The 25,868-nt window shown below is 68.5% G+C and carries 21 protein-coding genes and 4 pseudogenes; 11 read left to right on the forward strand and 14 right to left on the reverse strand.

Translation table 11 applies throughout. The features are described from left to right. Positions 1–198: 198 nt before the first annotated feature. Positions 199–543, reverse strand: a complete 345-nt coding sequence (locus ACIPWY_RS39080; protein ID WP_362909541.1) for a VOC family protein — start codon at positions 541–543, stop codon at positions 199–201. Positions 544–769: 226 nt separating this feature from the next. On the opposite strand from ACIPWY_RS39080, the pseudogene ACIPWY_RS39085 reads away from it, so the two are divergent. Then, positions 770–865, forward strand: a pseudogene (locus ACIPWY_RS39085) (IS5/IS1182 family transposase); the annotation flags it as partial. Positions 866–1,262: 397 nt separating this feature from the next. Here the strand turns inward: ACIPWY_RS39085 and ACIPWY_RS39090 are convergent. Then, on the reverse strand, positions 1,263–1,739 hold the full coding sequence (locus ACIPWY_RS39090; protein ID WP_362909543.1) for a hypothetical protein: 477 nt from the start codon (positions 1,737–1,739) through the stop codon (positions 1,263–1,265). Positions 1,740–2,588: 849 nt separating this feature from the next. On the opposite strand from ACIPWY_RS39090, the pseudogene ACIPWY_RS39095 reads away from it, so the two are divergent. Beyond that, a pseudogene (locus tag ACIPWY_RS39095) lies at positions 2,589–2,713 on the forward strand (DNA-binding response regulator); the annotation flags it as partial. A gap of 88 nt (positions 2,714–2,801) precedes the next feature. Here ACIPWY_RS39095 and ACIPWY_RS39100 read toward each other — a convergent pair. Then, a complete protein-coding gene (locus tag ACIPWY_RS39100) occupies positions 2,802–4,109 on the reverse strand; it encodes a sensor histidine kinase (protein ID WP_393706172.1) in 1,308 nt (435 codons plus the stop codon). Between the two features lie 157 nt (positions 4,110–4,266). Here ACIPWY_RS39100 and ACIPWY_RS39105 point away from each other — a divergent pair, with 157 nt between their 5' ends. The 5 genes from ACIPWY_RS39105 to ACIPWY_RS39125 all read left to right on the forward strand — a co-directional run bounded on the left by ACIPWY_RS39105 (position 4,267) and on the right by ACIPWY_RS39125 (position 9,994). Beyond that, positions 4,267–4,887 (forward strand): hypothetical protein, encoded by a 621-nt coding sequence (locus ACIPWY_RS39105; protein ID WP_362909547.1) that lies wholly within the window; start codon positions 4,267–4,269, stop codon positions 4,885–4,887. Positions 4,888–5,036: 149 nt separating this feature from the next. Further along, positions 5,037–5,630 (forward strand): ABC transporter ATP-binding protein, encoded by a 594-nt coding sequence (locus ACIPWY_RS39110; protein ID WP_393706173.1) that lies wholly within the window; start codon positions 5,037–5,039, stop codon positions 5,628–5,630. Positions 5,631–5,907: 277 nt separating this feature from the next. Further along, positions 5,908–6,579 carry an ATP-binding cassette domain-containing protein gene (locus ACIPWY_RS39115; RefSeq protein WP_362909622.1) on the forward strand — a complete coding sequence of 224 codons (672 nt, stop codon included), beginning with the start codon at positions 5,908–5,910 and terminating at the stop codon, positions 6,577–6,579. After that, positions 6,576–9,224, forward strand: a complete 2,649-nt coding sequence (locus ACIPWY_RS39120) for an FtsX-like permease family protein (RefSeq protein ID WP_393706174.1) — start codon at positions 6,576–6,578, stop codon at positions 9,222–9,224. The genes ACIPWY_RS39115 and ACIPWY_RS39120 overlap by 4 nt, the downstream gene beginning before the upstream one ends. A gap of 29 nt (positions 9,225–9,253) precedes the next feature. Beyond that, entirely contained in the window at positions 9,254–9,994 is a 741-nt protein-coding gene (locus ACIPWY_RS39125) for a response regulator transcription factor (protein ID WP_362909553.1), read from the forward strand. A 158-nt stretch (positions 9,995–10,152) separates the two neighbouring features. Here ACIPWY_RS39125 and ACIPWY_RS39130 read toward each other — a convergent pair whose 3' ends face one another. Together ACIPWY_RS39130 and ACIPWY_RS39135 are read right to left on the reverse strand one after the other, a co-directional pair. Next, positions 10,153–10,950 carry a hypothetical protein gene (locus tag ACIPWY_RS39130; protein WP_362909555.1) on the reverse strand — a complete coding sequence of 266 codons (798 nt, stop codon included), beginning with the start codon at positions 10,948–10,950 and terminating at the stop codon, positions 10,153–10,155. Between the two features lie 458 nt (positions 10,951–11,408). Beyond that, entirely contained in the window at positions 11,409–12,473 is a 1,065-nt protein-coding gene (locus ACIPWY_RS39135; protein WP_362909624.1) for a sodium-dependent transporter, read from the reverse strand. A gap of 167 nt (positions 12,474–12,640) precedes the next feature. On the opposite strand from ACIPWY_RS39135, the gene ACIPWY_RS39140 reads away from it, so the two are divergent. Then, positions 12,641–13,471: a hypothetical protein gene (locus tag ACIPWY_RS39140; RefSeq protein ID WP_362909557.1), complete on the forward strand. Its 831-nt coding sequence runs from the start codon at positions 12,641–12,643 to the stop codon at positions 13,469–13,471. A gap of 653 nt (positions 13,472–14,124) precedes the next feature. On the opposite strand, the gene ACIPWY_RS39145 is transcribed toward ACIPWY_RS39140, so the two are convergent. Then, positions 14,125–14,982, reverse strand: coding sequence for a hypothetical protein (locus ACIPWY_RS39145; RefSeq protein ID WP_362909559.1), 858 nt, complete (start codon positions 14,980–14,982; stop codon positions 14,125–14,127). 435 nt (positions 14,983–15,417) lie between these two features. Between ACIPWY_RS39145 and ACIPWY_RS39150 the strand changes: the two genes are divergently transcribed. Beyond that, positions 15,418–15,570 (forward strand): hypothetical protein, encoded by a 153-nt coding sequence (locus ACIPWY_RS39150; protein ID WP_362909628.1) that lies wholly within the window; start codon positions 15,418–15,420, stop codon positions 15,568–15,570. Positions 15,571–16,109: 539 nt separating this feature from the next. On the opposite strand, the gene ACIPWY_RS39155 is transcribed toward ACIPWY_RS39150, so the two are convergent. The 3 genes and pseudogenes from ACIPWY_RS39155 to ACIPWY_RS39165 all read right to left on the reverse strand — a co-directional run. Further along, positions 16,110–17,183 (reverse strand): MASE1 domain-containing protein, encoded by a 1,074-nt coding sequence (locus tag ACIPWY_RS39155; protein ID WP_393706175.1) that lies wholly within the window; start codon positions 17,181–17,183, stop codon positions 16,110–16,112. Positions 17,184–17,286: 103 nt separating this feature from the next. Beyond that, complete coding sequence (locus ACIPWY_RS39160; protein WP_393706176.1) at positions 17,287–18,621, reverse strand: PP2C family protein-serine/threonine phosphatase; 1,335 nt, start codon at positions 18,619–18,621, stop codon at positions 17,287–17,289. 694 nt (positions 18,622–19,315) lie between these two features. Continuing rightward, positions 19,316–19,882: pseudogene (locus ACIPWY_RS39165) on the reverse strand (ATP-binding cassette domain-containing protein); the annotation flags it as partial. A 155-nt stretch (positions 19,883–20,037) separates the two neighbouring features. Here ACIPWY_RS39165 and ACIPWY_RS39170 point away from each other — a divergent pair. After that, positions 20,038–20,253, forward strand: a complete 216-nt coding sequence (locus ACIPWY_RS39170) for a hypothetical protein (protein WP_362909565.1) — start codon at positions 20,038–20,040, stop codon at positions 20,251–20,253. Positions 20,254–20,708: 455 nt separating this feature from the next. Here the strand turns inward: ACIPWY_RS39170 and ACIPWY_RS39175 are convergent, their stop codons facing one another. The 5 genes from ACIPWY_RS39175 to ACIPWY_RS39195 form a co-directional block, all read right to left on the reverse strand. After that, complete coding sequence (locus ACIPWY_RS39175; protein ID WP_393706177.1) at positions 20,709–22,625, reverse strand: sulfatase-like hydrolase/transferase; 1,917 nt, start codon at positions 22,623–22,625, stop codon at positions 20,709–20,711. Positions 22,626–22,683: 58 nt separating this feature from the next. Then, entirely contained in the window at positions 22,684–22,782 is a 99-nt protein-coding gene (locus ACIPWY_RS39180; protein WP_362909569.1) for a putative leader peptide, read from the reverse strand. Between the two features lie 584 nt (positions 22,783–23,366). Further along, the gene (locus ACIPWY_RS39185) at positions 23,367–23,744 is read right to left on the reverse strand and encodes an integrase (RefSeq protein ID WP_393706178.1); all 378 of its coding nucleotides are present in this window, start codon (positions 23,742–23,744) and stop codon (positions 23,367–23,369) included. Between the two features lie 167 nt (positions 23,745–23,911). Then, a complete protein-coding gene (locus tag ACIPWY_RS39190) occupies positions 23,912–24,202 on the reverse strand; it encodes a transposase (RefSeq protein ID WP_393706179.1) in 291 nt (96 codons plus the stop codon). A 129-nt stretch (positions 24,203–24,331) separates the two neighbouring features. Further along, positions 24,332–24,718, reverse strand: a complete 387-nt coding sequence (locus ACIPWY_RS39195) for a VOC family protein (protein ID WP_393706180.1) — start codon at positions 24,716–24,718, stop codon at positions 24,332–24,334. Between the two features lie 292 nt (positions 24,719–25,010). Between ACIPWY_RS39195 and ACIPWY_RS39200 the strand changes: the two are divergent. After that, positions 25,011–25,180: pseudogene (locus tag ACIPWY_RS39200) on the forward strand (DJ-1/PfpI family protein); the annotation flags it as partial. Positions 25,181–25,868 lie beyond the last annotated feature (688 nt).

Genomic DNA, 25,868 nt, shown 5'->3' on the forward strand with positions numbered 1-25,868 from the left:
CACAGACCTTCTGGTCAAAGGAACTTGGTGACCCACCGGGCGCAGCGCGGCCTCTGTCGTGACACACGGCGCAGTACCTACTTGTGCTTCCCGCCAGGCACTGGCCGTCAGTACGGCGCGGGACACTGAGCGATTTCCAGCCTCAATTCGGGCAGGTCAGATGGAGTGTGATCCAGCACCGCGCAGGTTGAAAGAGGTTCACCGGGTGGGTGCCTCGGCGAGCGAGAGGCTGTTCCCGTCGGGATCCAGCACGACGACGTGGCGTACGCCGCTGCTGTAGGTCTCGACCGGTTCGTGGTCGATCCCGTGTGCGGCGAGGCGGGCCAGGATGTCGTCGAGGTCGTGCACGCCGAGCGTGATCATGGCTCCCCCTACTCGCTCGGCGCGCACATCTCGATCGTCCACGACGACCCACGCGTTCTCACCGACCCGCCACAGGTACTCCTCGCCGATGATCTCGTCCGCTGGGCGCCCGAAGAACACCTCGAACCACTTCAGTGCCTTGATCCGGTCACTCACGCACATGACGCTGTACAGGTCCACTCGGATCACTCCTCGGAGTCGTTTCGAAAGTGGACCGCTCCCGTGACCGAAACTCATCGGAGGAGGTAGCCCGGTTCTCCGCAGTGAAGTTGAGGCCAGGCGCCCCGTTGGCGCTTTTGAGCCCTTGCCAACCTCGCATGCCGACCGGGCAGTTGGCCTGACAGACGGATGAAGCCTCTGGTAGATGGGTTTCGACCCAGAGAACCGTCTCCACCAGAGGCTTCGCATGCTTGTCTACCCATCCGGCGTCGAAGCCTCCAGCTCTGCCCTCCGCTTCCTCGCCGCCCGCCTGAGGAAACACCGTCGCGCTCTCGGTACTCGCGCCGTCCATGCCGTCCTCACCCTCCATCTGGCCAGCTCAGACTGAGGTTGGAAAGGGCTCACTGCGGGCATCACCGTCTGCCTGATGGCCTGCCACGACACCTAACCGCCTTCGATACCTGTGGATCCGGATCTGGTTCATACTCGGGAGGCTGGCGCTACGCCGGGTGCGGCGCCCCGGCAATTGCCCACACCAAAGACATTCACCAGTAGCGGCAGTCCGGTTGAGGTGAGCAATCTTCTGGTGGACGGCCGTGCCGCAGCCAACGTCTATGCGTCATCACGCTGTATGAGACGGTATCTGGTGGTAGGAGATTTCAGTCCCGGCTTTCGGGGCCGGTAGCTCGACGGGACGTAGTTCTGCCGTTTTCGGGGCCGCGAGCGCCGCGCCGCCTCTATCAGGGCGACCAGGGTAGGGGACGTTCTCCAAAGCAGCCGGAGTTTGCGGTGCTGAGCCCCGCCACGCGGGCCGCGGCCTCAAATGTCGCGCCTTGGCTCAGGGCCAGGACCACGACACGGAGCATCGCCGGAGTCTTCTTCCCGCCGGGCTCAAGTCCGTTTGCCGTGGCCAATGCTGAGGCGGCCTCGACGGCGGAGGTGAAGTCCGGGTCGTTCGCAAGCCATTGCTGAAGGAGGTGCTCGGGCACGCCGGCCCACAGGGCCGCCGCCTGTGGGCCGAGTCCCTGCGCGGTGGCCTGGAGAATGTCGGCCATCCGCGCAAGACGTTCGTCCCGTTCGCTCGGCAGCGCATCCAGGGGTGCACGCAGTGTCTGTTCGACGCCCTCGCGGGCGGCCAGCCATTCGACTACTTGCTCGGCCTGTGAATCCGTGGCGGCGACCGATTCGGCGCTGGGCCTTCTGATCTCGTACATCATCTCCCTCCCAGGGCAAGGGCGGAGGTCGTGGAGCGTGGCTGGTCCGGGGTTCCAGATATCGGTCGGGATGGGCCGGTCGATGGATGGCCGGACGGCCCGGCTGGGTGGCCCAGTTGGGCAAGGCCACGGCGGCGGAGGCTGTGCGCGAGCTGAGGCGGTGCTGCTCGTCCTGTCATGACGTGGGGCTTTCAGAGCGCGTGCTGCGGCGTGCGTGCCACGCAGTCCGTGCCCACCGTGGTGAAGGGGGCGCCGCGGCGGGGTGCGGTGAGGCGGGAGCGGGCGACCAGCCCGAGGGCGACCGTGAGACGGTCTGGACGGCCATCAGGGCGACGAGGACGAAGAGTTGCACGGCTCCGGCGTGAGCGCGTCGGCTCCGCCCAAGAGCATGCCGACGAAAGCGCTGGAGTTCGGTGACCAGCGAGGCCCTGGTGCCGGGGCCGATGTTCTCGCGCTTTGCCGCGATCCGGTCGTCGAGGAAGAGTGCGTACACCTCGTTCACCTCGGAGTCCTTGTTCTCCAGGTCCAGAGTGACGTGCCCGGCCGAAACTCGGTCTGGGAGACCGTGCACTCCCGATCCGAGACGGTCACCGAGAGCGCGCCGTCATCGCGCGTCGCCCACTGCCTGCAGCCCGGCAGGGTGACGGCGCCGGCTACCCCTGTGCCCGCGTCGAGGAGAAGGAGACGCGGTCGGGCGGACAAGGATGCCTCAATTCACATGTGTAGGCCGACGGCACGGGTGCGGATGCCCGCCCGCAGCAGAGTCTACGTAAATGTAGACACTGAGGGAAGGCTGCCCTTACTTTGAGCTGGATGAAACTGATTACTCGGAGGAGTGCTCGTCCCGGGCGGCTCCTGCCCGAGTCCACCGGCAAGACCCACATCTGCCGTGTCCTCGCAAGATCGGTGCCCGCGACCGCATCCAGGCGGTGAACTTCGCCTGCGACCACGGCCTCGCCCGGCCCGACGCAGACTGAGCCGACGTCCGGCGGCCGGACAAGCGCGTGCACTGACTCTGTCGGCCGGAGTGGGAACGCATCCGCCAGTGCGGCACGGTCGGGGCGCCTACTGGACGGAGTCCTCGCGGTGTACGGGGATGAGGAGGGTGAAGGTCGTGGGGCGGCCGCTCGACACGACCACTCGGCCGCCCAGAGAAGCGGCCAGATCGCGGGCGAGTGCGAGGCCGATCCCCGTGCCACCGTTGCCGGCACCGGTGTGTCCGCGGTCGAAGAGGAGAGCCGGCTCGATGCCCAGAGTGCCCTCGTCGGACACGTCGAAGGCAAGAGCGTCGTCGAGATCCCGGACGGAGGCCCGGACGCTGCCGTGGCCATGTGCGCGCGCGTTGTCCAGGAGGACGCCGAGGATCTCCGCGACGGGCCCACCCGGGACGCGTACGTCGGCAGGGGCGTCCTGGACGGCGAAGTCCAGACGTCTTCCGTCCCGGGCGAAGAGGCCGTGCCATCGTTGTTCGGTCTCCTGCAGCAGCTGGGTGACCAATCGGTCCGGCACTGCCCGGTGCGCCGGTTCGGGCGAGCCCGCCAGGCGCAGTACCTCCTCGACCGTGTGATGTAGCCGCCGTGCGGACGTCAGCGCCTCTTCCAGGACGGGACGCAGCTGGGCGTCGCTCTGGTCGAGGCCTGATTCAAGGGTGAGCTGGAGGCCGGTCAACGGGGTGCGCAACTGGTGTGATGCGTTGGCAGTGAAGTCTCTTTCGTGACGCAGGAGTTCCGCGAGGCTGTGCAGCATGTCGTTGTGCGTCCGGGCGACCTGGTCGATCTCGGGGACGGTGCTGGGGGCAGCGCGAGCCGTCAGATCGCCTTCAACGACCGCTCGGCTGTGCCGCGACAGATCTTCGAGTGGCGCGGCGAGCACGCGTGCCTGACGGCGGGCGACCAGGACGGCGACGGTGAGGGCGAGCACGGCCGCGCCGAGCAAGGCCGACCAGCCGAGGAACACGTGGTTGCGGACGGTCGACACGGGTGAGGAGGCCCGGACGACGCCGATGACGGTTTCGTCGTGCGGGACGGGTACGGCGACGACGAGGTCGCTGCCTGTCTGCGTATGCGCGACCAGTCCCCGAAGCGCCCGCCGGACCGCAGCGTCGCCGTGGGCAGGTCCATCGCCCGCGTGCCGGGTCAGCTGCGGGTCGTACAAGCCGAGGCGTTCGCCGGCCGCGGGTGGCGGCAGCTCCGCCGGGTCACCGCTGCGGTAGTCGGGGTTCACACGGACCGCGGCCGCCAGGGCCGCCCGCTCGAGAGAGTCTCGCTGGTCGGCGTACAGGGATGACCGGATAACGAGGGCGAGCGGGACCGCGAGGAGGACCAGCGCGACCAGCACCGCGGTGACGGCCACCCGCACGACGCGCTGTCTCATGCCCACATCATGCGGGCCGTCCGCCGGGTTGCACGCAGCCCGCCACGCGCTTTTGCCGTCGTCTAACCATCGCCGGGCCGGGCGTTAACCGGCCGGTTCGTAGCGTCGGTTCCATGACCGTCCGGTCAGCAGCCAGGTACTCAGGAGGGCAGTGGGCATGGCACGCGTACGGAACATCGGTGTCGTCGGGCTCGTACTCACCGCGGCGCTGACCGCCGGGTGTTCCGGCGCAGGCGGAACCGCGGGGACGGGCTCGGGGCCCGGAGCCGCCGCACACAGTGGCGGCGCCGCTCCGGCCCCCACCGAGTCGAACCCTCCCGGCGACATCCCCGACAACCAGGCCTACGTCACCTACAAGGCGTCCGGCGGTGGCTTCACGGTGAAGGTGCCGGAGGGGTGGGCCCGTACAGACAAGGGCGGCACCACGACCTTCACGGACAAGCTGAACCGTGTCCAGATCTCCGCCGCGACCACCTCGTCCGCGCCCACGGCTGCCTCTGTCACATCCAAGATCGTCCCGCAACTTCAACATCAGGTGGCCAGGTTCGCCGACCCCAAGGTGATGCAGGCGGCGCGGAAGGCGGGGCCCGTTGTCCTGCTGAAGTACCGGGGTGACTCCGCGGCGGACCCGGTCACCGGCAAGGTCGTGCGGGACGCGTTCGAGCGATACGCGTTCTATCAGCACGGCCGAGAGGTGGATCTCACTCTGTCCGGGCCGGTCAACGCCGACAACGTGGACCCCTGGCGCATCGTCAGCGACTCCTTCGCGTGGAAGTGAGGCGCGGGATGCTGAGCGATCCGCAGAGTCCCGCCGGTGCCGCATGCGCATCCGGTCCGGAGACCGAGGCAGCCGAAAGTGCCCTCTCCGCACGGGAGTTGTACCGCTTCTTCCGATCGGGGGAGGAAGAGACACTCGCGCTGCGCGGCGTGTCCCTGCGTGTGGGGCGCGGCGAGACAGTCGCCGTCGTCGGCCCGTCCGGGGCGGGCAAGTCCACCCTGTTGTCCTGCCTGGCCGGACTCGACGAGCCCTCGGGCGGCGAGGTGCGCGTCGGAGGTGTTCGCATCAGCCACCGGCCTGAGACGGAGCGGGCCCGGCTGCGGGCCCGCCACATCGGCGTGCTCCTGCAGACCCGCAATCTTGTCGCGCATCTCAGCGTGCGCGACAACGTGCGCCTCGCGCACAGTGCCGTGCGCGGTCACCCGGCTGTACCCGCGCAGGACCTGCTTGAACAGGTGGGGCTGGCGCAGCGTTCGCACGCGCTGCCACGGCAGCTCTCCGGCGGTGAGCTTGCGCGGGCCGGGCTGGCAGTCGCGCTCGCCAACTCGCCCGGCGTCCTGCTCGCCGATGAACCCACCGGCGAGCTCGACGGCGACACCGAACGCGTGATTCTCCAGATGCTGCGCGACCGCGCCTCGGCGGGCTGCGCGGTACTGATCGTCACGCACAGCGCAGAAGCGGTACGGGTCGCCGACCGGGTGATCGCCCTGGATGACGGAAAGGCCAGTGATGTACGCCCATGAGGACAGGTCGCCGTCGAGTGAACCCGCAATGACAGGGGACGAGCGTGGAACACCCGCCCGCGAGTTCGTGAGCGCTCCCCGGCAGACTGTGCCGCCGCGTCGCGAGGGCGCGCAGGCCTCGGCCGAGCGCGCGGTGCCACCCGGCAAGCCCTCGACGGCAGTTGAACGGGGCGCCAGGGCCGAGGAGGCATCCGGTCCGTCCTCCAACGAGCCCTGCACGCCCCAGGACGAGCCCGACTCACCCTCAGACGGGCCCTTTGCGGCGCCAGGCGATGTCCTGGTCGCGTGCGAGGACGCCGCCCTCACCTTCGGCCGTGGCGCGGGCGCCGTGGTCGCCGTCCACGGCGCGAGTCTGCACGTGCGAGCCGGGGACAGGCTCGCGGTGGTCGGGCCCTCCGGGTCGGGCAAGTCCTCGCTGCTGCACCTGCTGGCCGGGCTGGAGCAGCCCACCAGCGGCACCGTCGTGTGGCCGGCTCTCGCCGGCCCGCGCGACATCGGGCTCGTCTTCCAGGGAGACAGCCTGATCCCCGCCCTGGACGTCGCCGAAAACACCGCGCTGCCACTCGTCCTCGCGGGGGAGCCGGACGCCCGCGCGCGGGAAGCGGCCGTAGCCGCGCTCGCCCTCGTCCACGCGGCCGACCTGGCCGACCGGTTGCCGGAGGAGATCTCCGGCGGCCAGGCCCAACGTGCCGCCGCCGCCCGGGTGATCGCCCAGGCGCCCCGGCTGATCCTTGCCGACGAGCCCACCGGCCGGCTCGACCACGCCACCGGTGGCCTCGTCCTGGACGCCCTGCTCGCGGCGGCCGACCGCACCGGCGCGGCCCTCGTGGTCACCACGCACGACCCGGCCGTCGCCGCTCGTCTCGACATCCGGCTGACCATGCGCGACGGCCGTCTGCACAACAGCACCGCAAGCGCCACGGAACCGAAGGAAGCGGAAGCGTCATGAACTCTGCATGGGCGGGCGGCCTGGCCCGGCACCGCGCCGGACGGCTTCTCGCGGCCCTCGCCGGAATCGCCCTGGCCGTCGCGCTCGTCGCATCGCTCGGGTCCTTCCTCACCGCGTCGAAGGCCACCATGACACAGCGCGCCGTGCGGTCGGTCGCCGTCGACTGGCAGGTCGAGGTCCAACAGGGAGCCGACCCGAACGCAGTGCTCTCGCTGGTGCGCAAGACGCCCGGCGTCCAATCGGCCCTGCCGGTCGGATTCGCCCACAGCAGCTCGTACGCCGCGCGAGCACAAGGCAGCGTGCAGACCACCGGGCCCGGCGTGTTGCTCGGCCTGCCCGACGGCTACCAGAAGCTTTTCCCGGGCGAGATCCGACCGCTCACGGGAAGCACCAGCGGCGTCCTGCTGGCCCAGCAGACCGCTTCCAACCTGCATGTCGCTCCCGGCGACACGATCAGCGTCCAGCTCCCCGGGACGGGCACGCACCAGGTCCGTGTCGCCGGAGTCGTCGACCTCCCTCAGGCCGACTCTCTGTTCCAAAAGGTCGGAGCCCCCAGCCAGACCCAGCCCACCGCGCCACCGGACAACGTGCTGCTGGTCCCCACCGCAACTTTCTCCTCCTTGACCGCACACGCGTCAGGTGCCGCCGTCACCACCCAGATCCACACGGCACGTGACGCCAAGCTGCCGACCGACCCTGCGTCCGCCTTCAACAGCGTGACCCGCGCCGCCCACAACGTGGAGGCCCGCGCCTCGGGCCAAGCCGTGGTCGGGAACAATCTCGGCGCCGCCCTCGACTCCGCACGCCAGGACGCGCTGTACGCCCAGATCCTCTTCCTCTTCCTCGGCGTCCCCGGCGCGGTGCTGGCAGCCGCGCTCACCGCCGCGGTGGCCGCCGCGGGCGGGGAGCGGCGACGCCGCGAGCAGGGCCTGCTGCGGCTGCGCGGACTGCGGCCCCGGCGGATCGCCTCCCTGTCCGGCCTGGAAGCCGCGATGGTAGGCGTCACGGGGGGCGCCGTGGGGCTCGTCGCCGCGGCGCTGACGGGCCGGATCGCCTTCGGCTCGGCCTCCTTCGGAACGAGCACCGGCCAGTGGATCGCCTGGTACGTCCTTGCCTTCGCACTCGGTGCCGCGGTAGCCGCAGGGGCGGTCCTCATCCCCGCGCTGCGCGATCTGCGCACCGTCACCGTTGCCGACACGCGCCGCACCGAGCGCCGCACGGGCTCCCCGTGGGTCCTGCGGTACGGGCTCGACTTCGTGCTGCTGATCGGCTCCTGGCTCATATTCCGGGCCTCGTCCGGCAACCAGTACGCGCTGGTCCTCGCCCCTGAGGGAGTGCCGAGCATCTCCGTGTCCTACTGGGCCTTCCTCGGCCCTGCGCTGCTGTGGATCGGCTCGGCTCTGTTGGTGTGGCGGCTCACGCTGCTGGCTCTCACACACGGACGCCCGATCCTGACCCTGTTGTCGCGGCCGCTTGCGTCCAGCCTGGGCGGGACGACGGCCGCAGTCCTCTCCAGACGTCGGCGTCCGCTGGCACGTTCAGTGGTGCTGCTCGCACTCGCGGTGTCGTTCGCGGTGTCGACTGCGACCTTCAACGCGACCTACCAGCAGCAGGCCGAGGTCGACGCGCGGCTCACCAACGGAGCCGACGTCACGGTCACCGAGCCGCCCGGGGCACAGACACCGGCAAGCGCCGGGAGCGCCTTGCGGGTCTCCGGAGTTCGTCACGTCGAGCCCATTCAGCACCGGTTCGCGTACGTGGGCTCCGACCTCCAGGACCTCTACGGTGTGCGCCCGGCCACGGTCGCCTCAGCCACCTCACTGCAGGACGCGTACTTCGCCGGAGGCAGCGCTGCCACACTCATGAAGCGGCTGGCTCACCAGCCCGACGGACTGCTGGTGAGTGCGGAGACCGTCCACGACTTCCAGCTCACACCCGGCGACACGGTCAACCTGCGGATCCAGGACGCACACACCAAGGCACTGCGCACGGTGCCGTTCCACTACGTGGGCGTCGCCAAGGAGTTCCCGACCGCGCCCAAGGACAGCTTCTTCGTCGCCAACGCCTCATACGTCGCCAAGGCGACCGGCAGCGACGCGGTCGGCGCGTTCCTGCTGGACACCGCAGGCACTCATCAGAAGCAGATCGCGGAGCGCCTGCGCCATCAGCTGGGCACCAGTGCCACAGTCACCGACCTGACCCAGACCCGCGGCACCGTGGGCACCAGCCTGACCTCCGTGGACCTGGCCGGCCTCACCCGGATCGAGCTGGCCTTCGCGGTACTCCTCGCGGCCGGAGCAGGCGGACTCGTCCTCGCGCTCGGGCTCGCCGAACGACGGCGCACCTTCGCCATTGCCAGCGTGCTGGGTGCCGCACCACGGCAACTGCGCGGCATGGTCCTCACGGAAGCCCTCCTGCTGACCGCAGGCGGCCTCGCCGGCGGCGGGCTCATCGGCTGGGCGTTGTCGGAGATGCTGGTCAAGGTCCTGACCGGAGTGTTTGACCCGCCACCGGCAGCCCTCTCGGTGCCAGGAAGCTATCTGGTGCTGACCGCGCTCGCGGCTACGGTCGCCATCTTGGCCGCGGCCCTGAACGGGGTACGCCGGGCCGCCCGACCCGCCGTCGAGGAACTCCGGGATCTGTGAACACCCGCTCCCGCTCTACGCTGCCCCTCATGCCCAGGCCCGTTGCACCCGCCCCCGCCCGATTCCGGATCCTTGTCGTCGAAGACGACGACACCATCGGTCGCCACTTGGACTCCGGACTGCGCAGCAACGGCTACGCGCCGGCCTGGAGCCGCACCGGAGCGGGCGCGCTCACCGAGGCCACGCAGTCCCCGTACGACGTGCTGCTCCTTGATCTCGGTCTGCCCGACATGGACGGTCTCGACGTCGCCCGCCAGTTGCGCGCCCGTTTTCCCGACCTGCTGATCCTCATCCTCACCGCGCGTACCGACGACATCGACGTCATCGCGGGGCTCGACGCCGGAGCCGACGACTACCTGGTCAAACCCTTCAGCCTGACGGTGCTGCTGGCCAGACTGCGAGCCCATCTGCGACGCCGGACCATCGCGGCGCCTCCCGAGGAGCCGGTCCGGGCAGGCGATGTCGTCATCGACGTGATCGCGCGGCGGTGCACCGTGCAGGACCAGGAAATCGAGCTGCGTCCCAAGGAGTTCGAGCTGCTCGCCGTGCTTGCCCGGCACGTCGGCGAAGCCGTGTCCCGCGAGACGCTGATGGCCGAAGTGTGGGACGAGAACTGGTTCGGCTCGACGAAGACGCTCGACGTCACCATGGCAGGGCTCCGCCGGCGTCTGACCGACGTGATGGTGCACCCCCACCGGGTGTCGCCCCCGTACAAGGTGCCGCGCATCACCACTCTGCGAGGGCACGGCTACCGGCTCGAACTTGACTGACACCGAGCGCGCTCAGCGCGATGGGGCAGGCTCAGTCCGCCTGAAAGGCCTCGGCAAGGTGGGGCAGTTACTGAAGGACCTGGTCCACGAGCTTCTGTGTCGGCTTCAGGCCGGGAGCGAGCCCAGTTCATCAGGACGACCATGTCGTCCGGTCCAGGTCAGTCGATCTGTACATCCCGCTTCGAGACGGCCAGGTAGGCGACGAACCCGAGGATGGCCACGGTCCAGGACAGGGTGACCGGGCCGAGGCCCATCGCGAGTCCGCCGCGGCTGCGCGGGAGCGCCATCCAGTCGGCGAGGGAGGCACCCAGGGGGCGGGTGATGACGTACGCGATCCAGAACGCCGTCACCGAGCCCAGGGTGTCGGACCGACGCAGGAGGGCGGGGACGCAGATCGCGGCGGCGAACAAGGCGGCGGAGCCGAGGTAGCGCAGGCCGAGGGACGCGGTCAGGTCGCCGGCCGCGGTGCCCAGCGCGAACGTGGCGAGGACAGCGGCCCAGTAGAAGAACTCCCGGCGGCGGGTATGGATGCTGTGGATGGACAGGGTCCGCTCTCTCGCGTACCAAAGGGCGAAAACGGCGGCCAGCACGATCATGAAGAACGGTGTGGAGAGGGTGTACGGAACGCCGAGGACGACGTGCAACACGTCGGCGGCCATCGTCCCGAACACGCTGACCATGACGATCCCGGTCCAGTAGATCCACGCCACATACCGGCGCACGGAGAACTGGAGCGCCAGGGCCGCCGTGAAGGCGAGCCCACCGAGCGCAACCGCCGCAACCGGGTCGAGGGTCTTGGCCAGGTAGTCGGATGCCGTCTCGCCCATGCCGGTGGTCAGCACTTTGATGATCCAGAAGTAGACCGTGACGTGTGGCACCTTGTTCGCCGTACGGCGGACAAGAGGGTGGGTGACGGGACGTTCGCCCTGGTGGTCGAGGACGTGCTCTGCGCTCATGGCCCGCACCCTGACACGGTCGACTGCCGGTTTCCCAGACCCTTTTGCCAGGGCTTTGGCGCTCCTGGTGCAGATGTTGCCCGAGCCGCGCGCGACCCTGAAAGCAACCTGAACGCGGCACGCTCAGCCCTGGTCGCGCTCGTTCGGCGGTTGATATGAAGAGCGGTCGTCCTCGGATCGCTTCCGCCCGATTCGCCGGCGGCAAACGGCCGCGCGAGTTCGTCACGGTGCCTGCATGGCCAGCACTGTCGAGTAGGAGCCGTAGGCCAGGGGCGCCAGGGCAAGGCGCCTGCGACCGCGAAAGCCGGGCCCGGCGGGGTTCGCAAGGCCCAAAAGCGGGAGCAGAGAGGAGGACACGCTCAGGGAGCCTCCGGTGTGTGACCAACATGCCGTCATCAAAAGCCAGTTGAGAGCTCCCTACCGAACCCTTCCCGCATTCCGTATCGGCCCTCACCCGTTCAGGTGCCGCTGCTGGGCAGTGGCACCTGCCGTCTCACGACGCGGCTCGCCGCGGTCTTCTGCAGCAGCCCGTAGGCCAGCACGGGCAGGAGCAGGTGTGGCTTGTCAGGCAGGGTGGTGGTGAGCAGGACCGCGCTCGCGCTGCTGTTGTTCATTCCGCAGGCCAGGGTGAGGGACGACGCCGCGGGGGCGTCGAGTCCCAACAGGCGCGCGGCGCCGTGGCCGACGGCGAAGGACAGCAGGCAGACGAGCGTGGCCACGGTGAGCGCGGCGGCCAGCAGCAGCGGTCTCGGGTGCGTGAGGAAGCTGCCGAGCGCGCCGCTGGCATTGACGTAGGTCAGCAGGACCGAACCGGTGAGGGCGAGCGGCACGACGGTGCAGAGTCCCCCCTTCAGCCATGGCGCGGGGAGTACGAGACGGAGCACGATCCCGGCCGCACACGGACCGACCACCCCGACCAAGGCGAATCCACCTTGGGCGGTGTGTCCGGCACGGGCGAGCGTGGTGGCGTACTCGCCGCTGAGCAGTGGCTGCAGGGCACGGATGACGAGCGGGATGGTCAGGGGGCTGAGGAGCGTCGAGGCGAGGACGAGGCCCACCATCGTCGACTGATCGCCCTCGGCCTTGCCGGTCCAGACCGTGGCTCCGGCGGCGACGGGCATGGCCACGATGAGGATCATCGCGGTGATCAGGCCGCTGCCGCCATCGGTATCGGATGTGCGGTGGAGCAGGAACGCGACCGCCGGGATGGCCAGCAGCGGAATCGCCAGGTGCAGCACGAGCCCGGCGAGCAGGGCGAGCGGCCGCCGGAACAAGGCGCCGAGCGCGCGTACGGGCACCTGGAGACCGGCGGAGAAGAGGACCAGCGCGAGCAGGATCTGTGAGGTGGACCACGAGGGTCCGCCCGGTACGAGGGGGAGCGGGTGGGTGTGCCGGAGCCACACTCCGGGGCCCGGCAGGAAGAGGGCCGCGGCGTAGGCGAGCACGACCGCACAGCCGAGCCGGTGGCGTAACCAGTTCGTTGCGCGCTCCGTCCCTGATGGGCGGGTCGGTGGGGTGGACACGGGTGCCTTCTTCCACGCGGCGCGGGTGCCGGGAGGGACTTCGGTCGTGTTCACGCCAGGCATGTACTTGTGCACGACATCATGTTGGTACGCCGGGTCGTGGGGCGCGAGCGGAGCCGCGCGGCAGTCAGGATGCGTTCAGGTTTGCGGTGGCACCGTCGTCGGCCATGACCTACGAAACGTCTGAGACATCAGCGACCCCCGAGGCGGACGGGCCGACAAGGCACCGGATGCGCTGGAACAAGGTGCCCGAGGTCACCGTCTACTTCTGGATCATCAAGGTGCTGTGCACCACCGTCGGTGAGACCGCGGCCGACCTGCTGAACGAGAAGGCGGGCCTCGGCCTGACCGGCGTCTCGGTGCTCATGAGCCTGCTGCTCGCCGGGGTGCTGGTGGTGCAGTTCCGTACGCGGGCGTACAAGGCCGGTGTGTACTGGCTGGCCGTGGCTCTGATCAGCGTCGTCGGCACACTCATCAGCGACAACCTCACCGACAACATGGGTGTGCCGCTGGAGACGAGCACCGCTGTGTTCGCCGTCGCCCTCGCGGTCGTCTTCGTGATCTGGTACCGCCGCGAGCGCACGCTTTCCATCCACAGCATCGACACCACGCCCCGCGAGTCCTTCTACTGGCTCGCCGTGCTGTTCACTTTCGCCCTGGGTACCGCAGCCGGCGACTTGGTCTCCGAGCGCATGAACCTCGGCTACTGGCTCGCCGCCGTCCTGTTCGGCCTGGCCATCGCCGCGGTCGCCATCGCTCACTTCGCGCTCGGTCTCGACGCGGTCTGGGCCTTTTGGATCGCGTACATCCTCACCCGGCCCCTCGGCGCCTCGATCGGCGACTACCTCTCTCAGGCGACCGGGGACGGCGGCCTGGGACTGGGCACGGTGGTGACCAGCGTGCTGTTCCTCGCCGTCATTCTGGCGCTCGTGGTGTACCTCGCCGTGACGCGCAAGGACGTCACCGAACCCGACGCGGAGGGCGAGCTCACGGCCTGACGCGACGAACCGGTCCCGGCACCGCGTTCAGGATCCTGCTGCCAAGGCCGTTGGCCACGACAGCCGTTGTGCGGCGGCTCATGGGCAGGGTGTTCGTCCGGGACGTGGGCGAGCACCCTGTCTTCGTCACGACTCGATGCGGAGCGTCCCCCCTCACCCGGCTGGAACGCTGACGGTGCACCGGGCGCCAGGGCTGTGCGATGCACTGCGTTGTACGCGTCGTCGGCACCGACTGCCCGCGGGGACCCGCCGACATCATCACCGACGGCGAGAGGACGGCCTCCTCGTACCTCATGGAGACCGCGACACACTCGCGACCGCTCTGCACGGGCTCATCGACGACCCGGCCAGACGGCACCGGATGGGCCGAGCGGCCTGGCCACGGCCGATGCCTACGACATGGGCGAGAGCGCGGACACGTACGACGCGCGCATCAGCGGTCTGCAAGCCACCCGCGAACTGGGCAACCGCGCCCGGCACACCCGGTGGGCCAGGAAGCACGGGCACGTCGCCGCGCTGCTGAGACCGCCACGCCCCTCGCACGGGCATTCCCCCACGGGAGACACCTGCATGAAGAACGCATCACGGCCTGGCTCGCCGACACGGACGCAGATGTTGTGATCTCGACGCGGCCGGATCTGAACGGCTTCCTCTTAGCGGCCCGATAGGGCGGGCTTGCGCTCCTGTGCGTGGGCCCAGCCCATGAGGCTGATCAGGATTGCGAGGAGCGCTGCGGATGCGCCCATGGTGCCCAGGTCCAGGCCGCCCTTGGCGATGGGCTTGGTGAGGAAGTCACCCCCGGTGGCGCCGAGCGGCCGGGTGAGGACGAAGGCGATCCAGAACAGCAGGACGTTCGGCACAGCAGGGACACGCATGAGGACGAGGAGCACCCCGAGCAGTCCGGAGACGAGGAGTGCACCGCCCAGGTACCCGAGCCCGGAACTGTCGGACAGGAAGTCACCCATGGACGTCCCGAGCGTGTTTGACACGAGGATCGCTGTCCAGAAGAGCGCCTCGCCGCGGAACGTGGTGATGTCCCGGATGACGAAGGTCATGCCGGTGAACTTCCAGACGGCGAAGATCGCGATCAGGATCGAGATCAAGATTGTGACTCCGACCGGGTATCCCAACCCCAGTCCCTGTGGGCCCCAGCCCAGTGAAGTGGCCCCGCCGGAAAGGAACTTGGTGCTGGCGTCACGGTTCATGAAGTCCGACATCGTGGTGCCCGCCATGCTGGTGGACAGGATGACGGTCCAGTAGAAGAACGGGTTGTACCGATTGGATTTGAGCTGCACGACCAGTGTGGCCACGAAGATCAGGAACAGCGCGATCGTGGTCAGGAAGTAGCCGAGTCCGAGGGTCTGGGAGAACAGGTCACCGGCCGTCTCGCCGAGGGTCGTCGCGGCGATCTTCATGATCCAGAACGCGAGTGTGACCTCTGGCAACTTCTTCATCACGTAGGGGGCGGTGTCGGCGACCTCGAACTCGGTCAGCGCTTTTGACTTCGCCATGGTCATTACTCCTGGTTGGTGCATCGACGCCGCGCTCCCGGAGCGCATCATCGAGTGGGGGGAACAATTCATGTGTTGCTTCCGGCGCCGCATCTCATGCGCAAGCGAGGAGAGTCCACCCGACCGTGCCGTTGGCGCTACCTCTGGACCCTTGGCGCAGATAGCGCGAGAGAGCCGTATGCGACCCACCGGATGATGCGGCGGCGGCATCTGCTTCTACCGACAGGAAAGCCGCCCGCCCGGAGGGAACGCGACGCTTTCGCCTGCGCTGCCTATCACTCGAGTTCGTCCCGTCGCCTCTTCAAGGTCCGTGGCCGACGGGACCGGTCGCATCCATTCCTCAGCGCGCGCGGACACCTGGTGGATCAGGGTTCCTGACCGTGACAGCCCCAACCTGAAGCCGTCCTGAACGCCCTCGGCCGGTGCCCGGCACCGATGACGGGCCGGTGGCGGCAGGTGCTGACCGCCCTCAACAGCGACCAGCCCCACCAGCGGCACGACCGCGAGCGGCTGCTGGCCCTCGGCGCGGCCGATCTCGCCCGCGCCCGCCGCACTGGCGAGCGGCCGGACACCGTTGAGGACGTGTAGCGCATCGCGCTGACGGAGTTCTTGGCGTCGCGATCACTGATCAGGAAGTGGAACGGGTGGGCGCGGTCCTCGAGTTGGAGGAGAGGGGTGCGGGCCCGCTGGGTGACCCAGTCGCCGGTGGGATGCGTGGTGACGCCGAGGACGTGGACGGTTCTGGTGCCGACCTCCATCACGAAGAAGTTGTACAGGTGAGCTGGCCGAGTATCCGACAGAAGATCATGTAGAGCCGTCGCCGAGGCCACAACCGACGATCACGCCTAGCCCACAGCGTCGGCCAGAACTCCAGGTCAACGCCCGCGTGGAAAAGGACACCCTTCAAGCGTCGGCACCGAGCCAGAAGGACAGCCTTCAAGCGTCGGCACCGAGTCAGACGGAGACACACGCGCCCCTTTCCCGCGCCCCGCGGAGTGGTCCGCTCAGCTCTCCGGCGAGCCGTGCGGGCCGCCTTTTCCCGCTCCCCCAGATGTCCCTCCGGCGCGATGGCACGGCGCACCGTGCGAAGGACGGGTGGATCACCGTCCCGCGGTGAGCCAGGCCGATCACACCGTTCTGTCGGTTCGGCCGCCGCGCTCTTCGTTCTTGTCCTCTTCGCCGACTCCGTTCCTTTCGCCGCCGTCCTTTTCGTCGCCGTCCTTTTCGCCGAGGCCGACGGGGAGCATCGGCGAAAAGCCGCCCGCGGAGATCTTGGCCACCATCTCGGCGAGATACGCGCAGGCTCTCGAGATCTCCTTCTGGGCCTGGTTGCGCTCGCTGACGGCCGCCGCAACGAGCAGGGCGGTCAGCGCCGAGGAACCGTTGAAAGCCTGGAGGGTGATCATGTTGGTGAGCAGATCGTGACCGGCGAACGGGCCGGCCCCCCGGGCGGCGGCGACGATCGTGAAGGTGCACACGGCCAGCGCGCAGGGTGTCGCCCCAGCCAACTGGAAGCGGAAGGCTGCCCAGATCAGCAGCGGGAAGCCCAGGAACATGAGGGGCGCGTTACTGGTCCCGAGGAGTCCGACGCTCGCGGTGGCAGCCAGGAGCAGGAAACCCTCCGCCCAACGGGACGGCGGAGCCTCCTTGGGCCAGCGTGCCGAGCGCAGAACGAGCAGGACCGGCGTCACCACCAGGACGCCCATCGCGTCGCCGGTCCACCAGACCGACCACGTCGGCCAGAAGCCGCCCGCGCCCACCACTCCGGCCAGGGCCAGGGTCCCGCTGCCGATCGTCGCGCTGACCAGCATCCCCGTGAACGCTCCGAGAAAGATCAGTGCGAGCACATCCCGCAGGCGGGACAGTTCGATGCGGAACCCCGCATGACGGAGCAGTGCGTACGAGCAGACGGGTGCGAGGGTGTTTCCCGCCATGATGGCGAGCACGGCGGGAAGTGACGGGCCGAGGGAGACGTTGACCAGCAGCGCACCGAGCGCGATCCCGGGCCAGACCCGCGGGCCGCGCAGGAGCAGGCTCGCCACCGCGATGCCGGTCGGCGGCCACAGCGGCGTCACCTGGCCGCGCACCAGCTGCTGGAGCAGTCCCAGCTTGGCCGCGCCGTAGTAGACCGCGGCCACGACACAGATCTCCAGGACGGCCACAGTGCCGCGCCGGATCCGTTCTCGCCGGGCGACAGTCATGGGGGCGGCCTCCGCTTCGACATCGCTCCGTGATCCATCATCCGCCGCTTGCCTCGGATTCTCCACGGCATCGTTGAGCCGGGCGTTCGGCGCAGATTCGCGATCAGGCGGGCGGGGTGCGCACGGCGAGGACGGCCATGTCGTCGTGACCGTCACTGGGGTGGTGATCGGCCAGCGCCTGAACGAATCCGGCCAGGGGCAGGGCGGTGTACTCGGTGGCGAGATCGGTGAGCTCGTCGAGGCTCTCGTCGATGGATCGGGCAGGATCTTCGATCAGCCCGTCCGTGAAGAAGACGACGGTGGAGCCGGGGGGCACATATCGGGAGTGATCGGGGCGGGGTTGTTCGGTGTCGACCCCGAGCGGCAGCCCCGGCTCGGCGAACAGGGATTCCGCACGGCGCCCAGGGACGATCAGCAGGGGCGGGACGTGGCCCGCGCTACTCCAGTGGAGGCGCCAGCCCGGTCCGGCCGGTTCGATACGCGCCAGCGTCGTGGTGGTGACGAGATTGCTTGTGATGGCTTGCAGTGTGCGGTCGAGCTGGGTGAGGACGGCACCTGGCGCGCTACCCCCTTCGAACAACAGGGCGCGCAGCATGTTGCGGGTGGAGGCCATGGAGGCCGCGGCCCGCAGATCGTGACCGACCACGTCACCGATGACGATCGCCACGACGTTGCCGGGCAGCGGAATGGCGTCGTACCAGTCTCCGCCGAGCTGACTGGGCTCGGCGGCGGGCCGGTAGATGGCGGCCGCGGTGAAAGGCCGCAGGTCGGGAAGTGTCGGCAACAGAAGCCGCTGGAACTGCTCGGCTCCGACCCGAACCCGCTCGAACAGGCGCACGTTCTCGATGGCGATCCCGGCCGCGCCGGCCAGGGCGACGACGACGCTCTCGTCGTGAGCGTCGAAAGGCTGTCCGTCAAGCCGCTCGGAGAGGTAGAGGTCCCCGTAGATCTCGCCGCGGACGCTGATCGCGACGCCGAGGAGGGTACGCATACGAGGGTGACCGGACGGGAACCCGGCGGACGACGGATGAGAGAGGATGCTCTCCACACGCAGGGGCTCCGGGTGGCGAATCAGGTGCCCGAGGACCCCCAGACCGCGGGGGTAACCAGCGGGGGCCAGATCGCCGCGTTCCTGTTCGGACAGGCCGGCGGCGATGAACCGCTTCAAACGGTCGCCGGACTCGTCGAGTACGCCCAGTGCCCCGTAGCGGGCACCCACCAGATCCATGGCGGTGGTCACGATACGGTGCAGCACCGCGGGCAGCTCCACCTCCCGGCTGATGGACACCACCGCGTCCAGGAGGCCCTGGACCCGGTCCATGGCGTCCAGCAGAGACCGCAACTGCTCGTCGATGCGGCTCAACTCGGCACGCAGACGTTCGTGCAGGTCGGGAATGCGCGGCTGCCTCGGGTGGGTGCCTTCCTCGGTTCCCGCCATCACACGCCCCCGGAGAACGGACAGCCGATCGAGGTCGCCTTCGGTCTGGGGCACTCGCTCCGCACTGTTGTCGGGTCCGCCCACACGATTGAGGAGTGCATTTCGGCCTCCTGGCAGGACCCTCAGCGATCGAGGTCATGGAGTCGCACGGCAGAAAGGGTAATGAGGTAATTATTTCAAACATATGAGTACGGCGTCGCCGCGCCCGCCGAGAAGGTCTACAAACGTGTCAACGGTCCGCTGGAAGGGTGACCACAGCGGTTCCGCAAGACATGTGCAGGCGATTGGCGGCCAGAGGGAGGACGGCGCGCCCACCGGGGAAGTCCACGGGGGACCTTCCGCCGTTCGGGATGCCGCTGCGGAAGGTCCGCGGCGGCTACCGGCGTATCCACGGCGAGCTGGCCGCACTGGGCGTCAAGGCGGCTGCCTCCACCATCTGGGAAATCTTGCCAGCGCACGGCGTTGAACCGTCTCCCCAGCGCGAGCGCACAACATGGCCGACTTCCTAAGCAGCCAGGGGGAGGCGCTGCTCGTGGGCTGCCGCAGCACCGCACAGACCCCTGAGTGAGCTGCACGGACGGCATTCTCGGCAGGCGCAATGGCCGCGAGTAAGGGTCTCGGCGCGGCGTCCGGGACCTGGATCGTCTTCGAGGGCGAAGCCGAAGTGACGCCGGGCGCCGGGCGACGGACGCGGTCACGAAGCCTGTCTCGGTTGATCCGGCTCCTGGCGCAGCTGCCTGAGGCGGCGCTGTTCCGCTACGTCGGCCACGGGGCCGACAGCAGCAGGGTGCGGGTGTAGGGGTGGTGAGGGGAGCGCGTGAGGTGGTCGGTGTCGCCCGTCTCCACGATCTCGTCCTTGTGGATCACGGCGACCCGGTGGCTCATGCAGCGGCCCACCGACAGGTCGTGTGAGACGAAGAGGTACGACACTTCGGTCTCCTCCTGGATCTCCAGGAGGAGACCGAGCGCGGTCCGGCGCGTGGTGAGGTCGAGTGCGGACACCGGTTCGTCGCAGACGACTAGGCGGGGGCGGAGGGCGATGGCGCGGGCGATGGCGACGCGCTGGCGCCGGCGCTGGCCGCCAGAGAACTCGCGCGGCAGGCGTCGCGCCGTGTCGGACGGCAGACGGACCCGGTCGAGCAGGCCGCCGATCCCGACCGCGCGCCTCGCGGGCGTCGACGCTCTGCGCGAGGAGCGGTTCGGCGAGGGTGTCGCCGATGGTGTGGGACGGGTTCAGCGACGTGTACGGGTCCTGGAAGAGGCGCATTCGGGACGGCGACGGTACGAGTGGGGCGAGGCTGGAACTCGAGATGGCGCCATCCGAGTGTGCTGCGGTTGTGTCGGGCCGCGATCGCCGGACTGATTGATCATGCTGAGCCCGGATCAGCACCATGTCCCGGCGAAGGGGTGCTTAGCATGCCGAACGACTCAGTCGCACGCTTCCTGGCGGTCCTGACGCCTGAGGACAGGGAGGCCGTCGTGGCCAGGCCCAGGGAGGAGCAGGAGCGGCTCGCCACAGCCTGGGAAAGGGAGTTGGAGGGTGATGACGAGCTTGATGTCCTCGACGAGGTGTCGCCGCCGGCCGCCGAGGCTGAGGCGGCTCGCCGCGTCCTTCGACAGGAGTCGGACTGACCTGTCCGATGGGTCGTCCGATGGGTCGTCGTGCGGTGGCAAGTCGCGGACCGGTACTCGTTTCGGCCGCCTCTGCGATGAGTACCGGCAATGATCGGGTCTGTCATCGACGACCCGACGACCCGGCCCTTGCCGGTGACCTCATCCGGGCAGGTCACGCGGCGTGTTCATACTCGTTGAGGAGGCCACCGAGTGGGTGGCGTTTGTGTATGTCGAGGTGGGTGATCTGCTCGGGGTCGGTGATCGGTTGGGGGAGTGGGTGTGATGGGCGGGCGTTGGCAATGCCCTGGTGCGGCCTGTGCTCGTTGTAGATCGTCTCGAACTCGCGCAGTGTGTGGAGCAGATGGCGCTGGTTCCAGATCAGCGTGCGGTGCAGCAGCTCGCGTCCACGTGCCCTTCAGGGCAAGCCTCAGGAGCTGGGCCGGGCTGAATTGAGGATGTCGTACTTGTCGGGCTCAGCCCGTCGCCACCGGCTCGTAAACGGGTGACGACGGCGTGTACGTGCCGTCGAGGACAAACGTCAGGTACCGGCCCGCGTTGTGAAGGTATTCGTCCTTGCTGGTGGCAGCCGCCTCGATCGCCGGGCGAGCGGGGCGCGCGAGGTCCGTGTCGATGAACGTGAGCGCGTTGATCGCCTGGAGGCGGACACGGACGTCGGCGTGCTCGGCGAGTGTGCGGCCGAGGAAGTCCACTGCCTCGGAGACGTGGTGTCCCTGCCGGATCAGCGTCTCGGCGGCGCTGATCCGCACCTGCGGCGACACGTCGGTGCGTAGGGTCCGGATAAGTCGCTTGAGCGCGGGCCCGGCGGCGCGTCCTAGCAGCAGCAGTCCTTGCGCGGCCCAGTACCGGACGACTTCATTTTCATTGCCCAACTCCCGTATGAAGTCGGGGAGATGACGGATGTCCCGCTCGATGGCCTGCTGGGCGAGGCACATGACACGGCGCAGGGGATAGGCCCCGGGCCTTCGGCTCTGCTCCCATCCCTCCAGGGCGCTGCCTTCCGGGATGAACCCGTTGTCGTGCACGGCCACGATGTGCTCGTCGAGGGCGCGCGAGAGCCGGTCGAGCGTACGGGTGTGCGCCGGATCACCGGCCAGGTTGTGGATTTCGTCGGGGTCGGTGTGCAGGTCGTACAGCTCCTCAGCGGGCTTGGTGCCCCAGAAGCGATCCTGGACGGCGTCGAGCGTGCCGTCCAGATGGGCCTGCTGCCACGACTGGTAGCCGCGCGCCAGCCAGGCATAGGCGCCGTGCTGACCCCATGGGCGGTGCGGGGCGTAGTTGCGCAGATAGCGGTAACGCTCGTCGCGGGCCGTGCGGACCATGTCGTAGCGCTCGTCCATCCGGTCGCGTCCCCCGAACGCGTAACGGGCGGGCGGAAGGTGGCGCACCCCGGCGAACGGACGCCCCTGCATGTACGTGGGTATGTCCTGGCCGGCGAGGGCGAGAACAGTCGGCCCGTAGTCGACTGACGTCACCGCACGCTGCTCCACCGACCCGGTCGCGCGCGGGGCCAGGTGCGTCCACTTCTCGGGGAATCGCACGATCAGCGCCGTGCGCATGCCTTCGTCGTAGCAGTGGCGTTTACTGCGGGGAAGGACACCACCGTTGTCGGAGTAGAAGAAGACAATGGTGTCGTCGGCCAGGCCGGCCGCCTCCAACTCGGCCAGCCGCGCCGCGACATGGCTGTCCATGGTCTCCATCGCGTCGTAGTAGTGCGCGAAGTCGCCACGGATCTCGGGAGTGTCGGGCAGGTAGGCAGGCAACCGGATCTCGTCGCGTCGAGTGCGGCCGTCCTGCGCCGTGAACAGGCTCGACTCGTGGGTCGTCATGTCGTTGAAGACTGCGAAGAACGGGGCGTCCGCGGGGCGGTCGCGGTAGTGGGCTGTCGCGCTGGACGCGTCCCAGGTCGCCGTCATGTCGACGGTGGTGTTGTAGTCGGTCTTGGAGTTGTTCGTGGTGTAGTAGCCGGCCTGGCGCAGGTACTCCGGAAAGCCCCTCAGGAATGCGGGAGTCCGGCCGAGGGCCCTCATGTGCTCGGCCGGCCCGGCGCTCTGCGGCGCGACGCCAGTGAGCAGCGCGAACCGGGATGGCGCGCACACCGGCGCCGTTGAGTACGAGTTCTCGTAGCGGATGCCCTCGCGGGCGAGACGGTCCAGGGTTGGGGTGCGCGCGACGGGGTCCCCGTACGCGCCGACGAATGGATAGTGGTCTTCGGCGACGAGCCAGAGGATGTTGGGGCGCTCGGCCGGTGTCCGGCTGGTAGCGGCGCTGGCGGCCGGGGCGGTAGCGGCGGTCGCGGCCACCGCCCCGGCCAGCGCTGCGAACGTGCGGCGGGTGACAGGGACGTCGAAGGCTACGTGGGGTGCAGGCATGGCGGAGCTCCCGGGTGCGACTGTGCAGGGCGGCAAGTGCGGTGATTGCGGGCGCTGTTCAGCGTGGGGAGCGACAGAGTGCGCTGGACTGCCGGGCCAGGTCGACATGCAGCCGCTCGACGAGCGTCGACTGGAGATACGGACCGGAGGCGTGCACGATTCGTGATCATGCTGGACGGGGCCGCCGTACGTCAATACGAATGACACGGGACAAAAATCCGGAGATGCGCCCCGTCCCGTGCGGGAAATCCGGATGCTTCGTCTCGTGCTGTGTCGGCAGGCTGTCGGCGGCATGCTGACTGATTCGGATGCCGTCCCTGAGCGAGAGGCCCGCGTGGCGGAAGAACTGGGTGCTGCGGTCGTCCTGGTCACAGGTGTGATGGCGGCAGGTCCAGGTCCACTGTGGCCGACCTGCTTGCCAGGCGGCTACCTCGGGCTGCCAATGTACGCGGCGACATCTTTCGGCGGATGATGGCCTCTAGCCGAGAGGAACTACTACCCGAGGAAACCTCAGAGGCCAGGGCCTAGTTGGAACTGCTGGGTGGTTGATGCTCTCGATCAATCCTTGCGCGGGGAGACCCCGCGTATCGGGCCCTGGCTCGACACCTCGGAGCAGACACCAGAGCAGACCGTCGCGACCATTCTCGAAAATCTCCCCACTGCTGGCGTCGACGTGGGCTGACGCTGCGGCTGCCGAATATCGCATCCGCCCAGGTCAGGTGGCATTCCGGTACGCCTGGATCACTCCGCCGAGCCGGTTTCGGCGGCGTATGTCGAGACGGGGCTTTGTCCGGGATCGGTGATCGGTTCGGGGGCCGCGCGCAGTGGCGTCGCCTGGTTCATCGCTCGAGGGGGCCGGTGAGCGTTGTGATGGATTTCGAACTGGCGAAGGGCGTGGCTCAGGTGGTGTTCGTTCCAGATGAGCGTGCGGTCCAGGAGTTCGTGGCTGCAGGCCGGGCCCCAGCACTCGATGATGGCGTTCATGCGTGGTATCCGGACGCCGGTTAGTGCGGTCTGGATGTTGGCGTCGCACAGGATCTGGTCGAAGAGAACAGGGAGTTTCGCGTCTCGATCCAGGATGAGGCAAGTGGCGCTGGTTCCCGTGTCCTTGAGGTCCATGGCCAGGTTCCGGATGGCCTGGGCACCCATGGCGCGGTGGGGTGCGTGGTGGTGCCCAAGATCGGGATGCGGCGGGTGGCATGCTCGATGACTGCAAGGATGTGCTGGCGCCTGCCGGTCAGGGTGAGACACTGGGGCGATCGGCGGGCACAGTCAGAGATCGGTGATCAAGGCCGCCACTTGGGCGGATGATTCATCGGCATCCGCAGGGCCCACCGGTCGCCCCACGGCCCGCCGCACTCGGGCGCGGAGCCGTGGTGGAACTCTGTGATCAGCCCTTGCTCTCGCCATCGGCGGAAGAACGCACAGACCGCGCTCCAGGCCGGAAAGTCGACCGGCATCGCCCGCCACTTGATGCCGTTGTCGATGAGATGGCGGACCGCATCGAGCATCTCGCGGTGGCAGTAGCCCTCTGGCTGTCCGCCCCGGCCCTCGAGCCAGGCCGGAACCGGCAGCAAACCCCGTTCGAGTCATCAGGCCCCACGATCGGTACGACAACAGGCACTTGGAGGAGTTGTGGTCCGAATGGCGCCCTGGGCACGGCACACGTCGTCGAGGGGCTCCGGCTCCCGGCACGTTCCGGGGTATCAGTCCTTGCCGCTGCCGTATGGCCTGGTGAGAATCTCGAGGTGGTGTCCGTTGGGGTCGTCGAAGTACACCCCGCGGCCGCCATCGTTGCGGTTGATCTCGCCGGGGTGGTGGTGGGACGGGTCCGCCCAGTAGGTCAGGCCCGCGTCGCCGATGCGGGCGAAGATCGCGTCGAAGTCGTCCTCGGAGACAAGGAACGCGTAGTGCTGTGGGCTGATCGCCTCGGCCGTTTCCATGTAGTCCAGCGTCACGCCGTTCGGTATCTGCACCGGGACGAACGGACCGTACTCCGGTGCCACCTCCAAACCCAGCAGATCCGCGAGGAACCGTGCGGACGCCATCGTGTCGTGCGCGGCGACGATCGTGTGGTTGAGTTCGACCGCCATCGGTCGGCCTCCTTCCCCCTGGCTGCCCCCCTGGCTGCCGGAACTGCTTTCCAGGCTAGCAACCGTTCGGGCCGGCGCCATCGGTCTATGGTCCGGTCCAGATCCGACCTACGACCGAGAACCAGGAGGACGAGGGTTCTTCCTGGCGCTGCACGGCAGTGCGTCATCAACGCGTTTCAGGACTTGGAGTCAACGGCGAGGGCAAAGAACGGTTCGGCATGGCCGTCCTGGCCGCCCCGCCCGCCGCTCATCTCGCCAAGGTGCAAAGGCTGCTCATGTGCGCGGATGCTGACTCACCTCCTGGCCCAGTGTGCGCACTGACCTGCGCAACACCGGGGCCGAGGTCGTCTATGAGGAAGTCGTCATCGACGGACATTCATCTCCAGCCGCTCGCCGGCGGACCTGCCAGCCTTCTGCCGGGCCATCGTCGACCAGTTCGCCAAGACCGGGTCGTCACGCTAGTGCTGTGCCGGGCCTAGCGGGCCGGCAAACAAGAGGACCCAGCCGCGAGGCCGTCTCGAACGTCGCCCAGTAAAACGAGGCCACGCCGGAGAACGTCGCCTATCCGAACCAGGCGTGGCCGGAGAACGTCCGAGCGCCCGGCTGCGCGGGGTTGGGTCAGCCCGTGTTGTCCCCGGCGCCTCGGCGCTGCCGTAGAAGAGGGCGAACACGGCAGCGATGACGACCAAGGTCAAGCCGACGACCACGGCCACATCGAGCCGCGCGACCCGGCGAGAACTCATTTCGTCCTCAACGGGACCTGGGAGTGATCACCGCTGAGCAGACCTCAGTCTCCAGTTGACATGCAGTGTCCCGGTGGGAGGGTTGAAGTGAATGGTCCGCGGGGCTCACCTGCTGTGCCCAATGCTGCGGTTGAAAAGGCAACGTGATGCAGCGGCCCGGCGATTGAGGCCGTGTACCTCCCGGATGAGTTCCTCCCCGGTGAGTTGCTCGCGTCGATTTCGAGTGAGTTTTTTTGCGAGAGCTGCCAGTGCGTGCTGGCGCTGGCAGCCGCGTGCGTCCTGCGTGCGCGTTTCACGCGGCGGATGTTGATTTGATTCATTCGCGAATTTGTTCCTTCCATCGATATCCGAAATATCGGACAGGAGGAGAGAATCTCATGAAGGCTCTGGTGTACGACGGGCCGCGT

Source organism: Streptomyces sp. NPDC090032, from assembly GCF_044748025.1.
Classification (GTDB): Bacteria; Actinomycetota; Actinomycetes; order Streptomycetales; family Streptomycetaceae; genus Streptomyces.